The organism is Anaerobacillus sp. ABD4_527 (assembly GCF_056160805.1).
On record NZ_JBSWXZ010000011.1, the window covers coordinates 1 to 20,377 of the forward strand.

A 20,377-nucleotide genomic window follows, 5' to 3' on the forward strand; every position below is an offset into this window, starting at 1 on the left:
TAGAAAAGTTCAATCTAGCTTTAAAACAATGTTGTTTCCGTAGAAACAATTTCTTGCATGGCGTTTCGTTCAGTTTTCAAAGATCGATTTGATTCTTTCGATGTCGTTTTCAGCGACTTTATTAATATATCATATTAACTCGTTTGCCGTCAACAACTTTTTAAACATTTCTTTGCGTCTGCCGTGTCTTATCGGCGACTTCTATAATACTAACAGCACATCGATTAGAACGCAACCCTTTTTGAAAAATTATTTTAGAAAAACAAAAAGGAACTCTTAAACGACCGAGTTCCTCTGTCCTCAAGCTATGATAATGAGCTGAATTGCAGCTAAAGCAACTAGACCAGGGATTCCGAGAAATCCTGAAATCGCGGCTGTACCTAAATTGATCGGTACATGGAGATCGAACGGTGTTCCGAATGTATTCAAAAAGAATAATAGCAGTGCACCGATGGCGAGCTTGATCAATCCGTGACCAATCCAGCGCATGGGCTTCAAAGGTGCTCCGATGAAAAGTAACAGAACAATACATAAAGCAAATAATCCGATAACGAGTTTAGGATCCATAAAAGTCCCCCGCTCTTTTCAAGAATTATTAAAGTGTATGTCTGTCCAAATAAAAAAGAACGGGAAGTTTACGGCTTCCCCATCCTTATTTTTCTACGCTTCGCTTCTTTTAATAGGTAGAAGTACTTGGCTTCATCAAGTTTCAACCGGGCTAGAACAGCTCCAGAAGGTTCCACGCTGCGACCTACTATTTCTTTTTGTTTATTCCAGACTTCTTTTAATTCTTGCAGAGCTTGAATCAAATGCTCATCGGCTTCTTTTCTCAGGTAGCCTTTTCGCTTGAAGAACATATTCTTCCCCCCTGCTGCTATAGTTCACGTCGTCCTTCTAATGCTTTAGACAGCGTCACTTCATCAGCGTATTCTAAGTCGCCTCCGACAGGAAGACCGTGCGCGATACGCGTGATTCGAATGCCCGTCGGTTTAACGAGCCGGGCGATATACATCGCTGTAGCCTCTCCTTCAATAGTAGGATCTGTTGCAAGGATGATCTCAGTAACCTTATCGTCTTGTAGACGCTTCAATAGCTCAGGCACTTTGATGTCCTCAGGACCAATCCCATCGACTGGAGAGATAGCACCATGAAGAACATGGTACAAACCAGTGTAATCTTTCATTTTCTCGACTGCGATTACATCTTTCGCATCTTGTACGACACAAATAACCGTCTCATCTCGATGGCTATCTGAACAAATTCGGCAAGGATCGGTGTCAGTGATGTGATTACAGACTGAGCAATACGTTAATTGACGCTTTGCATTTACTAACGCCTTACCGAAATCCAACACATCATCATCTTTCATTTCTAGCACGAAAAAAGCCAGGCGGACCGCCGTTTTTGGTCCGATCCCCGGCAATTTCATAAAACTATCGATTAGTTTTGATATTGGTTCAGGATAATGCACCTGCATACCCCCTACATTAATCCAGGTATATTAAGTCCCTGTGTGAATTTACCCATGTCTTTGTTTACGAGTTCATCTACATTACGAAGAGCATCGTTTGTTGCAGCAAGAATCAAGTCTTGAAGCATATCGATGTCGTCTGGATCGACAACTTCTTCTTTCACGATTACCTCAAGCACTTCTTTATGACCGTTTGCTTTTACAACGACCATTCCGCCACCAGCAGAACCTTCAACAGTTTTCTCCTTCAATTCTTCCTGCGCCTTCGCCATATCCTTCTGCATCTTCTGCATTTGTTTCATCATGTTGTTGTTCATGCCACCCATTCCGCGTTTCATAAAACAATTCCTCCTTATTTATAGTTGAATTTTTAAGATTGAATATCGAGTAGATCATCGCCTACAAGACGTCTTGCTTCAGAGACGAGTGGATCTTCACCAGATTGCTCTGATTTTTCACCTTCGCCTGTTTCAGGTTCGTCTCTTGTCTTTAGGAATTCGCTACGGATTTGCTGCCAATCATCTTCAACAATCCCTACCATCTCCATCGTTCTGCCAAGCGTTCTTGAAAGGACACTTTCTACAGTCCCTCGTATGTTATCCTTGGCAGCCATCTGGCAGTGCATTTCGTATTGAAATGAAAGTAGGAACGTTTTTTCCGTTGCAGCAACCGGCTCACTGTCTTTTAGCCACGCGTGAGCAGATACTTTTTCCTGACGAACGTTTTCCATTACTTCTCCCCAGACACTCTTTACCTTCATGAGGTCCTGTTTCGTTGCCTTTTTGAGGATCTCTTTTATTTTACCATGAGATACACTAGATTTCTGTCTCGATGGTTTAAATTGTTTTTTCGGTTTCGCTTCTTGTTCAGATTCTACTTGCTTGACTTCGATTCCTTTTTGCTTCAACTCATTGAGTTCACTTTCAAGCTTTTGAATACGGTCAAGAAGGTCACTCTGATCTTGAGTAGCTTGACTTTCTGTCTCTTCCTGACAAATTTGTACGAGCGCGAGTTCTAAAAAGATACGTGGGTGATTCGTCCACTTCATCTCTTGCTGGTTGCGATTAAGTGTTTCGATGACCTTGTACACCCACTCTTTCGAACTATTCTTTGCAAGGTGTTGAAACGATTCATCTACCTTCACCCGTTCTTCCACTTCTTCAAGCTGAGGTGCAGTTTGGAAAAGGAGTAGATCTCTAAAGTAATAGATCAAATCTTCTAAGAACCGCGCTGCATCTTTTCCGTGCTCCATGAGCTCTTCCACTGCATTTAGTGCCTCAGCTACATCTTTCTCGTAAAATGCACCAGCTATTCGAGAAATCATTTTCTGAGACACACTACCAGTGACTGCGAGAACATCGTCAAGAATAACTTCCGCTTCACTATAGGAGATCGCCTGATCAAGGATACTTAATGCATCTCGCATTCCTCCATCTGCCGCTCTTGCAACTTGATAGAGGGCATCTTCCTGAACAGCGATCCCTTGCGCTTCAATGATAGTTTGTAATCTCCCTACGATATCGTGAGCCGTGATTCGTCTCATATCAAAGCGCTGACACCTCGATATAATCGTTAATGGAATCTTATGTGGCTCAGTCGTCGCTAGGATAAATACAACATGCTTTGGCGGTTCTTCAAGTGTTTTAAGTAAAGCATTAAATGCTCCTGTCGACAGCATGTGAACCTCATCGATAATGTACACCTTATAAGAAACAGAACTCGGCGCGTATTTCACTTTGTCGCGAATATCTCGGATGTCGTCGACGCCAGTGTTAGAAGCCGCATCGATTTCGATCACATCTGAGATCGAACCATCTGTGATCCCTAGGCAGGCTGAGCATTCGTTACAAGGTTCAGCTACTGGCGCTTTCTCACAGTTAATTGCTTTTGCAATAATTTTCGCAGCACTCGTTTTTCCCGTTCCTCGAGGTCCTGTAAACAAATAGGCGTGAGAGATTTTTTGCTGCATGAGTGCATTTTGAATTGTTCGTGTAACATGCTTCTGGCCGACTACGTCTTCGAACGTCTGGGGCCGCCAGACACGATATAGCGCTTGATAACTCATTCGCCTACTCTCCTCCTAACCTCTTCATCCTTTTCTATTATACCGTTTCATTGTTTCTAATTCAAAAAGCAATCTTAGAATTTATATATAAAAAAACTCACTCTCTAAAGAGTGAGTTGAGCATTTAAGTATTAAAACCGTGCACCTTCCTTTGATAAAGCCACCACAAGCGTTACCTGAACAGTTAGCTCGATCCGGGCACTCCCGCGGCACACAGAGGGAACCTACTTACTGCTGCTTCCTTCCGGACCTGACAGGGTTCGTAGGACTCTGTTGCGCAGGACCCGGATGTCAACACCACTTATTCAGGGCAGACCCTGCAGTAGCTAAACCTCGGGAAGGGATTCAGTCTCGCTGTAGCGGATTGCGAGTACAGGGCACCGCTAATTCCCCACCTAGCACGGCAAATTTGATAACATTTTTAGTGCACGTCTAACGTGCAAAATCTAGTATATCGCATCGAGGCGAAAATATCAATAGATCCAATAATCCATCTTTTGTAAGATGGCGGAGGCGAGAGGATTCGAACCCCCGCGGCGCGTGAACGCCCTAGCTGATTTCGAGTCAGCCCCCTTCAGCCAGACTTGGGTACGCCTCCATCTATCGACGGAAACAATATAACATCTATGCGTTGTTCGTATCAAACGTTATCTTCTTTCATTTTGAGCTTTTCTTCTTTCCTCTGTTCTCTTAACGTACGGAAGAATGTCGATAACATCGAGCCGCACTCTTCTTCCATTACACCACGAGTTACCTCAGCTTGATGGTTAAAGCGACCATCGTCGAGAAGGTTCATAAGGGTACCAGCACACCCACCCTTCGGATCACTCGCGCCATATACTACTCGTTCCACTCTAGAGAGTACAATCGCACCACTACACATCGCACAGGGTTCAAGCGTCACATAGAGGGTACATCCTGTTAATCGCCAGCTTCCGGTCACTCTACAAGCTTCATCGATAGCTAAAAGTTCCGCATGTGCAACAGAACGTTGTTCAGATTCTCTTAAGTTGAATGCCGATGCGATCACTTCATTATCTTTTACAATGACTGCACCGATTGGAACTTCCCCAATTGCCTCAGCTCTTCTTGCTTCTTCAATTGCTTTTTGCATAAAATAACCATCGCTGCACTGTGCATCTTTCATTAAAGTTGCTCCTTCTTACAATGTTTTATTTCTTTACGCTCTTGGGTAAACTACATACAATTTCCAATTCTATCACCTATTATAAGGAGAGGAGTTCTTATGAGCAAAGAACATACAAAATCCGAACACCAGCAATCATCCGTCGCATTACTATTAATCGATGTTATCAATACAATGGATTTCGAAGGCGCTGAATTACTAGGTAGATATACAGAAGATGCCGCTGATCGCATTTCATCCTTGAAGAAGAGTGCAAAAGCAAACGGAATGCCTGTCATCTACGTGAATGATAACTACGGTATGTGGCAATCTAATTTTAATAAAGTCGTTAACTACGCTGCAGAAGCGAACGGAAAGCACCTAGTCGATCGACTAGCGCCTGATGATGACGACTACACAGTAGTCAAACCGAAGCATTCTGGCTTCTTTTCAACACCACTTTCTTCCTTATTAAAATATCTAAAAGTACACACCCTTATTCTGACTGGATTTGCAGGGAATATCTGTGTCTTATTCACAGCCAACGATGCATATATGAGGGAGTATGAACTATACATCCCAAGTGACTGTAGCGCTTCGAACGTAAAGGAAGATAACGATTATGCATTAAAACTTATGGAAGGAAATCTAAAAGCAAATATCCAACCTTCAACCGAACTAGACCTGAAAGAAATCATGCAAAAAGCTGATGACAAAAACACCGTTACCTCCTATGAAGGATAATGAAGAACCCCCTCTACTACAGAAGGGGTTCTCGTTCATTATGAACTCGTTTGGAAATAAGCTGGTCTTTGCTCAAAGGCAGCATTCAAGTAGGTAACCATCAGTTTATCGTCAAACAGCTGGCTTCCCTTTCTGAGACTTTGACAATAACCATCTTTAAACTCAAGGCGATCAATAGTAAATGTATGGCTATACTCACTGCTTACCGTCACTTCGATTGCACGTTCATCCGCCTTAAAAGCAAGGAACGTATCATTGATTTGAAAACGCACTTCTTCTAGATACTTTGAATGGTACGTACATGTCATACACCGAATAACCTCATAATATCCGCCATCCGTAATTGAATGCTCGATCTTGTACCTTTTTAAATCAGAATCGATATACTTCATCACGTCTTGAACTTTTTTAGTGGGGATCGCAAGTTCTACATTCGTCGTTAAAGAACGATAAAAACGCTTCTTAATTCCTACTTTATAAGATACGAGTCCGATACACCACGTGATAATGAGGACAGGCAAAACATAGGAGAGGATCTCTTGCTCAAAAATCGTCCACTCGTAATACCACACAAGAAGTAGCGTAGCGATTGAGAAAAGAATTCCAGCAAGTAACGTTTGCGGGCGATAATCTCGAAAGTCATTCTCAGCACTTGTAAGCTCTGCTTTCAACCACTCAAGCTCGTACAGATCGAAGCGCTGAAGTTCCTTTTGCAACCACGAAGTATCATTCATCCATCCGTCCGACCTTCTATGATGCAAGAAACCCTTAAAGAAACGATTAATGTTCGAGTTCGTCTCCATCCTCCGTTCGATGGTCTGCCGAAATGCGCGGTCATATGCACGTGCTACTAGACTAATGACCTGCACTAGGACCACAAGTGATAGCAATAATAAGAAAAGCTGCCCCCATGGGTTGTCTGAAAAGAGCGTTTGCACCTCATCAACCAGTGGAGAAAGCTCGGATTTTAAATTGATACGTACGGCTCGAAACACATCGGCCGCTGCACCTTTCCACTCATCCAACGTGATAGCCTCCCAACCTAGCAATCTTTTATCTCTATCATATCACCTTTACAATTCTTTAGCTTGCATTTTTTAACAATGAACGTTACATCGTAATGTTTCGTAGAAAAAATAAAAAACCGATGAGCTATCACTCATCGGTAATGTCATTACTCGATCCTACTGATTGTAAAGCAGCTTAGACAAACGATTAACGTTCTTTCTGTGCCAAGATCGATATAAGAGAAATAGCCACAGTTTGTTTTTCTATCGACCCTTTGCAAGGTGAACGGCGTCGGAACAAAACTATTGGATACTCTTAGAGGTTGACCGTTCTCACAGCTAAATAGATAATACTGATCTCGCGGTGGCGCCCCGCCTTGTAATGTGAAGTTTAACTCTTCACGTTCTCCCGCTTGAATAAATATAGGTTCTGTTTGAGGTTCATATGACGGTGCGGCTGCGCGTATTACATAGTCACCTTCTGGAAGCTCCATCGAGTACGTTCCATCTTGACGAGTAGAAACTTCCGTGAAGATCTCATTATTTCTCCTTGCAGTGATCGTTGCACCACCGATTGGCTCACCCGTTCTCTCACTCGTTACTCTTCCGAAAAGAATACCTGGGTTTGCTATACCGAGTACAAAATTAACAGTTCGATCGCTGTTAGGTGATAACGTGATGATTTTTTCATCTGGAGTAAATCCAGGCAAGGATGCAACAAAAGTTAATGTTTCTGCTGGAAGATAACCGATTACATAAACGCCCTCTCGACTTGTCACGCCTCTTCCTACCAAATTTCCATTGCTGTCAAAAACCGTTACCCCTACATCATTAAGTGCATTTCCATTTTCATCTGTTACGTTTCCTCTAACGATCGATGGGTCACCAGTTAGCAAAAAGTTAACCGTAGTGGTTTCTCCTGCTATGATCGTCAATGCTTTGGCATTCGAATCGCAGCCGACTGCTAGAGCTCTAATGGAATAACGGCCCGGTGCTAACCCATTGATCACATAGTTCCCGCTTTGGTCAGTAAGTGTATTTGCGATCGGTACATTCAGCTCGTTTAGAACAATGATTGAAACACCAGCAACAAATTCTGATGTGTTCTCGTCTTTTACTCTACCTGAAACAGATCCCGGGCTTAATGATAATGCAAAGTTCACTTCAGCTGTTTCGAGAGGCTCTGCTGTAAATTCCTTTGCAGTTGAGTCGTACGTTTCATTTCGAACAACAAGCGTATACTCGCCTGGGTCAAACCCTTCGATTAAATAATTTCCATCACGATCAGTTTGCCCACTTTGAAGGAAGCCACCGCTCGACGTGACCAAACGAACAAGCGCTCCTTCGACCGGCAAGCCGGTTACTGCATCTCTTACGTTCCCTCTCACGTTAGCTGGAAGTGGAAACAATCCAAGGTTTTGGACAACCATTTCATTGGAGCGAATTTCGATTGAAGCTAAATCACTTCCAAGACCTCCCCCAAATGCAACTACCATATAGATGGCAGGTGTAAGTCCAGTTATAAAATACTCTCCATCCTCGTTCGTTAACGTAGAAGCGACAAGTTCCCCATCAGGACTCAGCCATCTTAATTCAACGGTCGCACCTGAAACTCTTTCTTTCGTTTCTTGATTAACAACGATTCCGCTAAGGCTTCCTGGATTTGGGTTTAGGGTGAAATCAAGGGTAGCTTTTTCATTACTATCAACGATCGCGCCACCAAGTTTGATGCCATACTCAGGATGACTGACGATTACTTCATAGACGCCTGAAGGGATATCTGAAACAAGGTACTGACCGTCGGGTTGACTGAGTACAGTTGCTAGTATCGTTCCTGCTTCGTTCAACACTTGGACGGTTGCATTGGAAACCGACAAGCCTGAAGCTTCGTCTGTAATGCTTCCCCCGATGCTACCTGGATTAGGAGTTAATGCAATGGTGACTTCAGATACTTCGTTTGCAACGACATTTACACCTGTAGATCCCGTTCCAAATCCATCCCGTGATGCAGTAACTACCTGAGATCCTGGTGGGATATTTTGAACCGTAAAGCTTCCATCCTCATTTGTGACTCCATTTGCAAGGGTAATATTCGCAGCGTCTTTTATTTGAATAGTTGCACCAGCTATTCCATTTCCAGTATCCATGTTCGTTACTGTACCAGCTATAATTCCCGCATTACGGAAGAAGGTGATGGTCAACTCACTGACTTCTCCTGCAACTACCGTTACAGGGACAACCTTAGATTGATACCCGTCAGCACTGATGCTTACAAGATATTGACCAGGAGCTAAGTCACTAAAGCTAAACTCACACTCTGGTGTAGCAACGGTAGACTGTAGAAGCAATCCCTTATCATCAAGCAATCGAACCCCAACCGTATCTGAGATGATTTGATGTCCAGTTTCATCCTGAAGTTTGCCGAAGATTGAACCAGTCGTTCTTTTAAGAAAGAGATCAACCGTCGTTGTTTGATCAGGTTCAACGATGGCCCCAGCTGTTTTCCGTGCATAGGAAGCTTTCGTTGCGGAAACGGTATAACTTCCTGCTTCAAGCCCTCCTACTAAATAACTTCCACCTGTAGTCGTTGCCGTTGTGGCAATGACTAGCCCGTTACTATCAAGAATGTTGACGTTAGCTCCTACGATCGGATTCCCAGTAACTTCATCAAACACCATTCCAGATATTCTTCCTGGATTTGATCTAAGCACGAAATTAACGACTCTGTTTTGTTCTGCGACGAGCGTCACCCCAGTAGATGCGCCTCCCACGTCAGGGGCAGATGTTCCAGGAGCTGATGCTAGAATTCTGTAAGTCCCTGGCTTCAACCCTCCTATTGAATAGTTTCCGTTTTCATCAACTGCACTTGTACCGATTACAACACCGTTCACATCGATAATTTTAACAACAGCATTTTTGAGCGGTTGCCCATTTTCATCAAGAACAGTACCAGATAGACTAGCAGGAACACCTGTTAATGAAAGATTTGTGAGTGTTGTTGCATTTGGCGAAACGGTACTTCCCGTAGAATTTTCAGTGTAGCCAACCGCATTTGCAACGATCGTATACGTTCCTGGAACAAGACCTGAAATCGTATACTCTCCCAAACCATTCGTCGTGGTCGTAGCGATTGGTACAAGATCCTGAGCGAAGAATGCGGTGACCTCTGCACCGACTAACCTTGTATCCGTTTCTGCATCTACTACCGTACCTGTAATACTGCCAGGATTTGATTCTAAGTTGATATTAACGATTTCTGTGTTTCCAGAAGTGACGATGACGCCAATTTCTTGAGTCTGAAAATCAGGGGTTCTCGTCACAACTCTATATTGCAGAGCTTCTAGTTCCGTGAATTGATAAAAGCCATTCTCATCCGTGTTTGTTGTGAAGACAAGCATGCCATCTTGATTAAATAGCTCTACCGTTATTCCAGATAACTCAAGACCTGTATTTGCATTTCTAATCGTACCTTGAATAGCTCCTGGGTCCGGTATCAGCTTAATGTCAATTGTTTTGGTTTCACCGCGGCCAACAATTGTTGTTGCCTCTGCAGCACCAAAATCTTCAGCTGAAGCAATGACCGTATATGTGCTTGCAGATAGAGTATTTACAATATACTCTCCATTAGAGTTCGTAGTCGTAGTAGCGATTACCGGACCACTCGGCGATTGTTCGCGTATAACGATTGTGCTTCCAGAAATCGGACTTCCAGTATTAAAGTTCGTGATTCTTCCAGTAATCGTTCCAGGGATCGGTGATAGCGCGAAGCTGAGTACGGTTGTTTCGTTCGGCTCGATATTAAAGCTAGCTGTACGACTTGTAAAACCTTCTGCAGCGACAACAGCTTGGTAGTTTCCAGGACTCAATCCTTCTGTTAAAAACTGTCCAGACTCATCAGAAGTAATCGTTGCGATTTGTTCTCCATTTTCATTGATTAAGATGACTGCACCAGAAATCGCTTCTCCAGTATCAATATTCGTAATATAACCTGTCAAAAATCCTAGGCTCTGTTCAAGATCAACATTTAGCGTTTTAACTTCTCCTGGCTCAATCACTGTCGTCAGGGATTTCGCACCGAAATCAGTTGCGTTTACGCTTAGTACTACCGTACCTGCTGGGATGTTTTCTACAATATATTCGCCATTCAAGCCTGAGATCGAAGTTGCGATCGGTAGTCCTTCTGACGTTGTAAACGTTAGAACAGCACCATTAATCCCCTCACCACTTGCAGTATTCGTTACCCTTCCTGTAATAGTAGCTGGTAAAAGTTGAAGAGGAATCGTTACCGTTTCTGTCGCTCCAGCAATAACACTTGCACTCGCTGTGTTCGCAGTGTATGAAGGGGCGGTTGCATTCACATTATACTGTCCAGGCTGTAGCGCACTAATAAAAAATGTCCCGTCTGAATTTGCAACAAACGTTTGAAGTAAGGCTCCACTAGCACTAAATAACTTGATGCCAATATTATCACCTGTGATTAAATTTCCATCACTATCAACGACTGATCCTGAGATATTTCCTACTAAACTCTCGAGCGTTAACGTTGCGATCGTATTTTCGTTACTCGCAACTACTGCACCGACAAATGCCGTTGAAAAATTAGTTGCTGTTGCTACTACCGTATAAGAACCAGGGGCGAGCCCTTCAACGATAAACTCTCCAAACTCATTCGTCGTAAGGGTTTTGATTTGATTATTATCGAAGGTTCGAATGATGACAGTTGCACCCGAAATACCATTTCCAGAAGTGTCGATCACTTGCCCTACAATGGTTCCTGGATCCGGAATCAAGACAAAATCTGCATCCGTTACAGTTTGACCAGGTGTTAATGTGATGCCACCTGTTGTGGAAGCAAAGTCTTGTGCACTGACAATGACTGAAAAAGATCCTGGCGGTAAGTTTCCAATCACATATTGCCCGGATTGGTCCGTTGCACCTGAGCCTAATATACTACCGTTCGTATCGATGATTTGAATAGTCGCATTTGGAATCGGATTGCCACTAGGATCAGTAATTGTACCGCTCATTTCTGAAGGATTAGGCTGCATCGTTAAATCAACAGACGTTATTTGATCTGCGACAACCGTGGCACCCGCTGTAGATACACGATAATTCGGCGCAGTGGCGGAAACAATATATTCTCCCGGAACGAGGTTACTGAAACTAAATTCTCCAGCCTCATTTAGGAGTGTTGTTGCGACAAAAAGGTCATCTGATGTTCTTAGCGTAACCGTGGTGCCTTCAACGACAGGAGATACCGTCCCTGAAATGCTGCCTGGGTTACTCTCTAAACTTTGGTTCACGATTGTTGTTTCATTAGGTTCTACGATAGCCCCCGTAGAAGAGGACTGAAAGCCAGAAGCGATTGCTGTAACGGTATAATTTCCTGGTGCTAATCCATCAAATACATAACTTCCATTTGAATCAGTTAAAATCGTTCCTACTAAAAGTCCCCGATCATCAATGATTCTGACAGATACATTACTAAGTGGGTTTCCATCACTATCTGTTACTGTGCCGACAATATTACCCGGTGCAGGCGTAAGTTCAATATCTACTACCGTCAATGCTCCAGGTAATAGTGAAGCAGTCGCTGAGTTCAATTGAAAATCAGCTGCATGCGCAGTGATTCTATAAATTCCTGGTGGAAGATCCGTTACTTCGTATTCTCCATTAAAATTGGTAAATGCAGTTGTTACTAACGTTCCAGCTGCATCAAAGATCTGCACTTCAATCGTAGAACCAGTGATCGGAAGGCCAGTATCTGCGTTTATGATTGTGCCTGAAACACTTGAAGGGTTTGGCTCTAATGAGAAGTTTACAGTAGTCGTTTGGTCTGAAACGATCGTCGCACCTTTAAATTGACTTTGAAAGTCTTCAGCTGACGCAGTAATGGTGTAAGGTCCTGGTGCCAATCCTAGTGCAGTGTATCTGCCCTGATCATCTGTGATGACTTGGGTAATAATAGCTTCCGTGCGATCATCGCGAACGGTGATGACAGCTCCAGAAATCGGATCACCGCTAGATTGCACAATCCCTTCTAGCGTTCCTGGATTAGGAATAAGAGTTGCATTTGCCCGAGTCACTTCATTCTCAACAACAGATGCACCAACCGTTTCCGTAGAATATCCCATCTTGGAGACAGTGACCGTATAAAATCCTGGACTAAGATTATTGATTTCATACAAACCATTGTTATCCGTTGTAACAGTCGCAACGTGAACATTGTTGAAGAATGCTTCTACGATTGCTCCAGTAAGGACATTCCCATCGTTATCTGTTACCTGACCTGCAATTCCGCCTACTAGTTGATTGAGACTTACGTTAAGTTGTGTCGTTACGTTTGATCGTACTTTTGTTCCAACAGTCTTCGATCCGTAACCATCGCTTATAAACGTCACACTGTATTGTCCAGGAGCAAGATTAGAAAAACTATAGGAACCATCAACAGCAGTGATAGTGGATGCTACTGTAACACCGCGAGCGTCAACTACTTGAACGGTTGTACCAGGAAGCGGATCAGATGTTGCAGAGTCAGATACAATTCCCTCTAGTGCCCCGGGGTTTGCAATTAGCTCTACGTTCACGTTCTTTGTTTCTCCAGCATCAAGATTAAACCCAACAACGGACGTTCGATAAAGATCTTTACTTACTCGTAACTTATAATCCCCTGGTGCCAAGTCATCGATAACATAATTACCAGAAGCATCGGTGGACACTCTAGCGATTGTCGTTCCTGCAGAATTCAATACCTCCACTAACGCACCGCTCAGTGGGTCACCTGCTTCATTTGTGACAGTTCCCTGTATAGTTCCTGGATTCGGTTTTAGGACAAAGTTTGCAGTCGACGTTTGACCGCCTTTTACCATTACGCCTTGTTCAGCCGACTGAAACCCTGAAGCGCTAGCAACAACCGTGTAAGATCCTGTCTTTACCGATGGGAAGTTATATTCCCCGCTCGCATTCGTGGTACCTTCATCAATAACATTACCAGCTGAATCGACGAGTAAAACAGTAGCGTTCGCAATTGCCCCGCCACTTCCATTTGTAACAGTTCCTTCTACGGCTCCTTGGAGCTCCGTTAGAAAAACATCTTTTCTTGTAATGGCTCCAGAATTGATCTGTACCGTCTGGATATTCGTAATAAAATCTGGTTTCGAGTATTCAATCGTATACGAACCTGGGGAAATCTCATTAATAGAATATTCTCCCCTGTCGTTCGTTGTTGTTACCGCGATCGTTGTTGCACCATCTTTTAATTCCACAACAACGTCCGCTAATGGAAGACCCGTTGTGTGGTTTTTAACAATTCCGGTAACTCCTCCGGTACTTGTTACAGTAATAACCGTGGTAACCGTATCGGATAATATTCTTTTACCTGTGTTACCATCCGTCCCTATCGCTCTTGCTCTTTCAAGAACACGTTCTCCATCCGTTGTAAAATATCCACTCACTTCAAAATCCAGGATTGCTGTTTCTCCAGGTGGTAGAATCCCTATCTCCCAGCCAAGTGTGTTTGTGCGCTCGTTATAAAACGGTTTACCTGTAGAACTACTAATAATTGAAAATCCACTAACTAAATCAAACTCGATCACATCTTGCAATTTAACAGTTTTCGCTTTGCTTTTGCCTGTGTTTTCTACAATTAATCTAGCAGTATAAGCTGCTTCATCTCCTGCCCCAACTGTAGTAGGACCACTCACTAGTATTTTTTGAAGATCTAGTTTTGCTTTTACGTTACTATCCTCTGCTGAGATCGGATCAGAAAAAGCATCCGTGAACTGAAAACCTTCAGAAATCCTCAAAGAGTCCTTATTGTAGTTGTTTGCATTCGTCGAAGTGAACGATACAAGTTGCAGTGGTGTGTTTTCAGTTATGTTCAGAAAATCGAATAAAATATTGGCTGGTATAAAAAAGTCCAGAAAGACGTTGTTATTCCCACCAAACGTTGTGTCAGCAGGCGTAACCCTCGCGATATCAAAGTTTATAATCGGTTGGGAGTAATTGGGCTCTCCTCTACCATTGATACCTTCAGCTGGATCATTCCATGAGTTAACTTCCTGTTTTGTGTTTTCAATGAGAACAAGCTCTCCACTTAGCCCATCTACAGCTAAAAGCCACTGGTAGGTTCCAGCTGGTCCTCCAGTATTAAACAAAACACCCCACGAAAAATTTTTAAAGCCTGTTTCCTTATTATTACGCGGGTCATCGTTTAAACGTAAACGAAAGTAGACATTTGTATCATCATACGCGATGGCGAACGATGGGTTTGATGTATCACCGACTAAATCTACTGCTGCTGGATTTTCATCATTGAACACATCAAAATAAAAACCTGATCCCAAAGGCACGGATGTATATTGATTTTGGTCCGGAAATGACACGATTCTTCCTCCTTAATATTCACTTCCTATAGGTTTATGCATAGAAAGGGTAAATGTCGTGGTGGATAGGCCTATATGTGCTCTTAAATTCCATCCTTGTCCCTAGTTGACCTAGCCTGTTTTTTTGAACTCTGTATATAAAAAAACACGCGAACATATTTTTGTTCGCGTGTTACTAGAATTATGTATGTTATTAAAAGAATGGCGGCCCCGAGAGGAATCGAACCTCCGACCTGCGGTTTAGGAAACCGTTGCTCTATCCCCTGAGCTACGGGGCCGAATGGATTTTATTATACAATAAAAGGCAATGTATGAAAAGTAATAGCGCGGCTATTATTCTAGCCGCGCCTTCCGTTCGTTTCCCCCAATTGATCGTTTACTCGGTAACCCAGCTTTTCATGTAAGCTTGATCTTCATAATCCTTCGCCTGCTCAATCGTCTTGAGCGGTCGGAACGTGTCGATCATGACAGCAAGCTCGAGCGTTTCTTTTTTGCCGATGCTTCCTTCGATCTTACCTGGATGCGGGCCATGAGGAATACCAGATGGATGCAAGGTAATCGAAGCCTCTTCGATCCCTTTACGACTCATAAAGTTTCCCTCTACATAATAAAGCACTTCATCACTGTCGACGTTACTATGAAAGTAAGGTGCTGGTATCGACTCTGGATGATAATCATATAATCTTGGCACGAATGAACATACAACGAAGTTATGTCCCTCGAACGTTTGATGAACCGGAGGCGGCTGATGAATACGACCCGTTATCGGTTCAAAGTCACGGATATTGAACTTCCATGGATAAAGGTAGCCATCCCATCCAACGACATCCAACGGATGATGGTCGAACACATGTCGATGCAAGCTGCCACGTGCTTTTGTAACGACCTCAAACTCACCCTTCTCATCATACGTATTCAGGCGCTCAGGCCCACTGATATCTCTCTCGCAGAAAGGGCTATGTTCCATCAACTGACCGTATTCATTCCGGTAGCGTCTAGGGGTTGTGATCGCACTCGTGGCCTCGATCACTAACCAGCGATTCTCATCGTTCGGGAAGACACGATAAATCGTTCCGATGGGAATCAACACGTAATCGCCCGGCTCATAGGTGATCTCACCAAACATCGTTTCAATCTTACCAGTACCATGATGAACAAAGAAAAGCTCATCTCCATCACTGTTTCGGTAAAAGTACTTCATCGATTCCGCGGGATTCACAACTCCAATCAAAACATCCTCATTCCCCAGGAAATAACACCTATCGACAACAGCATCCCCCTTTTTGTCGTATGCTGCTGTACGGAAATGACGATGCCTCAATGCATCCTGCTTCTCATACTCTGGTAAAGCATCTTTTAAATAATTCGCTTCCTTTACCGCTGTAGGAAAATGATGATGGTAGAGGATGGACTGAATGCCTGAGAATCCTTTTGTCCCCATCACCTGTTCTCTATAAAGGGATCCATCCTCTTTCTTAAACATCGTGTGTCTCTTATGAGGAAGTTCTCCCATCTTCTGGTAAAAAGCCACTCTTATTCCTCCTCTCCAACAACATTGATTAGGCTGCCGAGATGAGTAATAGAGAGTTCCACTCGATCACCAGCCTTCAACCAATCACGTCCGGTTTGCTCAAGGATACAACCGCTGCCCACGGTACCCGATCCGATTACTTCCCCTGGATATAGCGTGACATCTTTCGACGCTCGTTCGATCAATTCCCCAAATGAATAGTGCATGTCTTTCACATTTCCCACGGAATAACGTTCACCGTTCACATAAGCTTCCATCTTAAGGTCGAGTTCGCCGTGCAGCGGTATTTCATCCGGCGTAACAAGATAAGGTCCGAAAGAAGTTGCAAAATCCTTCCCTTTTGCAGGCCCGAGCCCTACTTTCATCTCTTTCGCTTGTATGTCCCGCGCACTCCAATCGTTCATGATCATGTAGCCGAATAGATAGTCGCTTGCTTCACTCGCTTTTATATTTCTACCTTTTTTGCCTATGACACAAGCTATTTCTAGTTCATAGTCTAGTTTCTCACAGCCTTTTGGTGAGGCAATAACCTCATCTGGACCTTTTACAGCATGATGATTTGTAAAGTAGAAGACGGGAATCTCGTACCATTCAGGCACCACATCAAGTCCTCTTTTGCCTCTAGCTGTAATGACATGTTCTTCAAACGCATAGAAGTCTCTTATACTAGCAGGGCGAGGAAGAGGTGCTTTCAGCTTCACTTGAGACAGGTCGTGCCCTTCGCTTAACTCTAAACGATCAAGTGCATAATCCCCTTTAATAATTTCTAAAAGGTCATCTGGCACCTTGCCGTTAGAAGCTTGATGGACGTTATACACCTTTTCTCCTTTTAATACCCCTGCATGCTCTTTACCTTGCAACTCATACGTGACGAATTTCAATGTCCTCAGCTCTTTCCTTCAGCCGTTGTTTTTCTTTTGAGTGTAAATGTATCGCTTGTAGCTCGAGTGTACTCCTGCCCTGCGAGTCTTCCAACAGGCTTCAAAAGTTCTGTCTTAATCTTGCCATCTTCATATAACTCATCGCGAACATGGACCATCACGACTTTCCCGATCACGAGACTGCCTGCCCCTTCACGGTCCCCGAATTCAACGATTTGATCGAGTACACATTCAAGCTGCACATCGCTCTCTTTCACCCTTGGCGGGGTAATGCACTCACTTTCAATTTTTGTTAGACCAGCTTCAATAAACTCATCTGTTTCACGATCGAAAGGCGTCGCACACTCATTCATTTGCTCAACAATTTTTTCTCCTACGATGTTGATCACGAATTCCTTCGTTTCTTCTATATTCATCAGGGTGTCTTTCTTATCACCTTCACCCGCTTTACGCATCGGTGCAAAGCAAACCATCATAGGATCCGCACATATTCCCGTAAAAAAACTAAATGGTGCAAGGTTTTCTCTGCCGTTACGATCGATACTAGAGACAAACGCGATGGGGCGAGGAAGAACGGAACCGATCAGTAATTTGTATGCATCTTTCCATGCAAGTGTATCTGGTTGAACTTTCATACTGGCAACTCCTTTTCTACCATTTTCTCGTTTTTATAAGTTGCCTCTTCGTTCTTGTTCACGTTCAATCGCCTGGAAAAGCGCCTTAAAGTTCCCTTCACCGAATCCTTTTGCACCTTTACGCTGAATGATTTCAATAAATAGCGTTGGACGGTCGACGACAGGTTTCGTGAAAATTTGGAGAAGATAGCCTTCATCGTCTCGGTCTACCAATATTTTCAATTCGCGAAGCTTGTCAATTTCTTCATCGATCTCACCAACTCGCTCCGTTAACACATCATAGTAATTATCCGGTGCTTCTAGAAACTCTACACCTGCATCTCGTAATTTCGCTACTGTTGTTACGATGTCGTTCGTCAATACAGCGATATGCTGCACGCCAGGGCCATTATAGTAATCTAAGTATTCCTGAATCTGTGACTTTTTCTTTCCCTCTGCAGGCTCATTGATTGGGAATTTAATTCGACCACCGTTATGCATAACTTTGGACATTAAAGCAGAATATTCCGTACTGATGTCTTCATCGTCAAAGTGAATCATTTGTTTAAAGCCCATCACATTTTCATAGTAGGAAACCCATTCCTCCATTGACTCCACGTTCCCTACGCAATGGTCGATACCGAGAAGTCCTGTCGTCTGTGATGGAATATCACCTTCGAACTGTTTGAATCCTGGTAAAAACACGCCCTCATACTCTTTTCGTTCGACTAATGTATGAATCGTGTCACCATATGTACCGATGACAGCTTTTTTTACTGTTCCAAACTCATCGTTGTATTCTTTCGGAGGGCTAAGTTCGATCGCTCCACGCTCTGCAGCTTCTTTGTAAGCCTTTTCAACATTTTCTACAGTAAGAGCAATGTCCTTAACGCCGTCTCCATGAAGTTTAACAAAATCTGCGATTGGATGATCATTTGAAAGAGCACCTGTTAGAACGAGTCGAATATTATTCTGTTGAAGCACATAGGATACTTTCTCGCGATCACCTGTTTCTAGTCCAGAGTAAGCGACTGGCTTAAAACCGAATGCCTTACAAAAGTAATGAGCTGATTGCTTTGCATTACCAACATAAAGTTCAAGATAATCGACATCATGCACCGGGAAAAAATCAACGGTATCCTGCTGGCTACTATTCAACGTTTGTTCCTGCACGCAAATCCCTCCAATTTTTGTTAGTCAACCAGCTTAAACGTAAATCTTTTTCACAAACCTTTCAAGAGTATCTATTAAAGCCATAACGCTTTCCTGTATTGGTGCACTTTGCTTTTCGAGCTCAGACATTCTCCTTCTCAAAAAAGGCTGAGAGCGGATAGATCGTCATGCTTTGTATGATGAGAGATAGTATGACTGCTCCAAACGTAATGGACAGGATATCGTGATCGATCGATGCGTTATCGACTTCTAAGCTAAGGAGCAATGCGACTGACATCGTTCCACGAATGCCAGACCATGTGACGAGGGAGATTTCTTTCCAATTGAATTCATTACGCCAAGCCTTAAACATTTTCACGATGCCCGATAGAACAAGAAACCGAATGACAACAGAGGCTAAAAACACAAGAGTAATAAACAGCCAATGGTTAAGGGCCAAATAATTTATCGTTTCTATTCCGATCAACAAAAAGATCAATGCAAGAATACTCGGTTCAACAACTTCCCAAAAACTGTTTAAGTACTCTCTGTAGTGTGATTCTTTGATCAATCGATCAAGCTCATAAGAAAGGACTACTCCAGCTGCAACAACGGCAAGTACGCCTGATACTTCAAGCGCTTCTGCTGCATAAAAGCTTCCATAAGCAAGAACGATGCTTAACATGACCTGATACTGACGATGATGGGTAAGACGAATCGCACGACAAACAAGATAGCTAAAAATCGCACCGATCGCTACTCCCCCTATGGATACGAGAATGAAATCATAGATGAAAGAACTCACAGAAAAAGTACGACCCTGCAACAGCATTCCTGCAAACACGCTAAAAAGAACGATACTCGTCCCATCGTTCACCATCGATTCGCCTTCCACAACATCTGCGATCTTAGGATCTTTCGATGTTTTCTTTAAAATCGAAACAACAGATACTGGATCAGTGGGTGTCAAAATAGAAGCGACTAGCAATGCGCCAAGAAACGAAAGAGAAAGGAATGGTTCGCTCAATAAGAAGATGGCTCCACCTAATAGAACAGCGCTTACGATGATGCCGAGTGTACTTAGCATAGAAATGATGCCTGCATGCTTTCTAAAGTGATCGAATGGGAACTGATATGCGGAGATAAATAAAAGTGCTGGTAAAAACCATTCAAAAAGAATCTCTTTTGTTATATGTACAGATTGAAAGAAGGGAATAAAAGACAAACTAATCCCAATAAGTAAGAGAACTAACGGTGCAGGAAAGTTCTTCTGTTTCGTGTCGATCGTATAAACAAGATAACCTATGAATAATAAGATTAGAATATGATGAGATCCCATGCTTCTCCCCCTTTCCATCCCGTTTCTTCCCTCTCATCCATAAATAAAACGGAAGGTTTTTTT

The 20,377-nt window shown here is 43.1% G+C and carries 14 protein-coding genes, 2 tRNA genes and 1 other RNA gene; 1 reads left to right on the forward strand and 16 read right to left on the reverse strand.

Annotation, left to right across the window (positions count from 1 at the left end; all coding sequences use genetic code 11):
- Positions 1 to 300: 300 nt before the first annotated feature.
- The 8 genes from ACXAHI_RS20795 to tadA form a co-directional block, all read right to left on the reverse strand.
- Entirely contained in the window at positions 301 to 567 is a 267-nt protein-coding gene (locus ACXAHI_RS20795) for a pro-sigmaK processing inhibitor BofA family protein (RefSeq protein WP_474850981.1), read from the reverse strand.
- Positions 568 to 635: 68 nt separating this feature from the next.
- The gene (locus ACXAHI_RS20800; RefSeq protein WP_474850983.1) at positions 636 to 857 is read right to left on the reverse strand and encodes a YaaL family protein; all 222 of its coding nucleotides are present in this window, start codon (positions 855 to 857) and stop codon (positions 636 to 638) included.
- Positions 858 to 874: 17 nt separating this feature from the next.
- Positions 875 to 1,471: a recombination mediator RecR gene (gene recR / locus ACXAHI_RS20805; RefSeq protein WP_224885607.1), complete on the reverse strand. Its 597-nt coding sequence runs from the start codon at positions 1,469 to 1,471 to the stop codon at positions 875 to 877.
- 11 nt (positions 1,472 to 1,482) lie between these two features.
- On the reverse strand, positions 1,483 to 1,809 hold the full coding sequence (locus ACXAHI_RS20810; protein WP_270182933.1) for a YbaB/EbfC family nucleoid-associated protein: 327 nt from the start codon (positions 1,807 to 1,809) through the stop codon (positions 1,483 to 1,485).
- 32 nt (positions 1,810 to 1,841) lie between these two features.
- Positions 1,842 to 3,536 carry a DNA polymerase III subunit gamma/tau gene (gene dnaX, locus ACXAHI_RS20815; RefSeq protein ID WP_474850985.1) on the reverse strand — a complete coding sequence of 565 codons (1,695 nt, stop codon included), beginning with the start codon at positions 3,534 to 3,536 and terminating at the stop codon, positions 1,842 to 1,844.
- Positions 3,537 to 3,673: 137 nt separating this feature from the next.
- An RNA gene (gene ffs, locus ACXAHI_RS20820) (signal recognition particle sRNA large type) lies at positions 3,674 to 3,940 on the reverse strand.
- Between the two features lie 101 nt (positions 3,941 to 4,041).
- Positions 4,042 to 4,134: transfer RNA gene (locus ACXAHI_RS20825), tRNA-Ser, on the reverse strand.
- A 42-nt stretch (positions 4,135 to 4,176) separates the two neighbouring features.
- A complete protein-coding gene (gene tadA / locus ACXAHI_RS20830; RefSeq protein ID WP_474850987.1) occupies positions 4,177 to 4,683 on the reverse strand; it encodes a tRNA adenosine(34) deaminase TadA in 507 nt (168 codons plus the stop codon).
- 99 nt (positions 4,684 to 4,782) lie between these two features.
- Between tadA and ACXAHI_RS20835 the strand changes: the two genes are divergently transcribed.
- Positions 4,783 to 5,406, forward strand: a complete 624-nt coding sequence (locus ACXAHI_RS20835) for a cysteine hydrolase family protein (protein ID WP_474850989.1) — start codon at positions 4,783 to 4,785, stop codon at positions 5,404 to 5,406.
- A 38-nt stretch (positions 5,407 to 5,444) separates the two neighbouring features.
- Here ACXAHI_RS20835 and ACXAHI_RS20840 read toward each other — a convergent pair whose 3' ends face one another.
- The 8 genes from ACXAHI_RS20840 to ACXAHI_RS20875 form a co-directional block, all read right to left on the reverse strand.
- Positions 5,445 to 6,431, reverse strand: a complete 987-nt coding sequence (locus ACXAHI_RS20840) for a hypothetical protein (RefSeq protein WP_474850991.1) — start codon at positions 6,429 to 6,431, stop codon at positions 5,445 to 5,447.
- Between the two features lie 149 nt (positions 6,432 to 6,580).
- On the reverse strand, positions 6,581 to 14,797 hold the full coding sequence (locus ACXAHI_RS20845) for a carboxypeptidase regulatory-like domain-containing protein (RefSeq protein WP_474850993.1): 8,217 nt from the start codon (positions 14,795 to 14,797) through the stop codon (positions 6,581 to 6,583).
- A 202-nt stretch (positions 14,798 to 14,999) separates the two neighbouring features.
- Positions 15,000 to 15,075: transfer RNA gene (locus ACXAHI_RS20850), tRNA-Arg, on the reverse strand.
- Positions 15,076 to 15,173: 98 nt separating this feature from the next.
- The gene (locus tag ACXAHI_RS20855) at positions 15,174 to 16,310 is read right to left on the reverse strand and encodes a homogentisate 1,2-dioxygenase (RefSeq protein WP_474851005.1); all 1,137 of its coding nucleotides are present in this window, start codon (positions 16,308 to 16,310) and stop codon (positions 15,174 to 15,176) included.
- A 20-nt stretch (positions 16,311 to 16,330) separates the two neighbouring features.
- Positions 16,331 to 17,209 (reverse strand): fumarylacetoacetate hydrolase family protein, encoded by an 879-nt coding sequence (locus ACXAHI_RS20860; protein WP_474850995.1) that lies wholly within the window; start codon positions 17,207 to 17,209, stop codon positions 16,331 to 16,333.
- A gap of 5 nt (positions 17,210 to 17,214) precedes the next feature.
- Positions 17,215 to 17,844: a flavin reductase family protein gene (locus ACXAHI_RS20865; protein ID WP_474850997.1), complete on the reverse strand. Its 630-nt coding sequence runs from the start codon at positions 17,842 to 17,844 to the stop codon at positions 17,215 to 17,217.
- A gap of 33 nt (positions 17,845 to 17,877) precedes the next feature.
- Complete coding sequence (gene hppD, locus ACXAHI_RS20870; protein ID WP_270182956.1) at positions 17,878 to 18,996, reverse strand: 4-hydroxyphenylpyruvate dioxygenase; 1,119 nt, start codon at positions 18,994 to 18,996, stop codon at positions 17,878 to 17,880.
- Between the two features lie 121 nt (positions 18,997 to 19,117).
- Positions 19,118 to 20,314, reverse strand: coding sequence for a cation:proton antiporter (locus ACXAHI_RS20875; RefSeq protein ID WP_474850999.1), 1,197 nt, complete (start codon positions 20,312 to 20,314; stop codon positions 19,118 to 19,120).
- Positions 20,315 to 20,377: the final 63 nt, after the last annotated feature.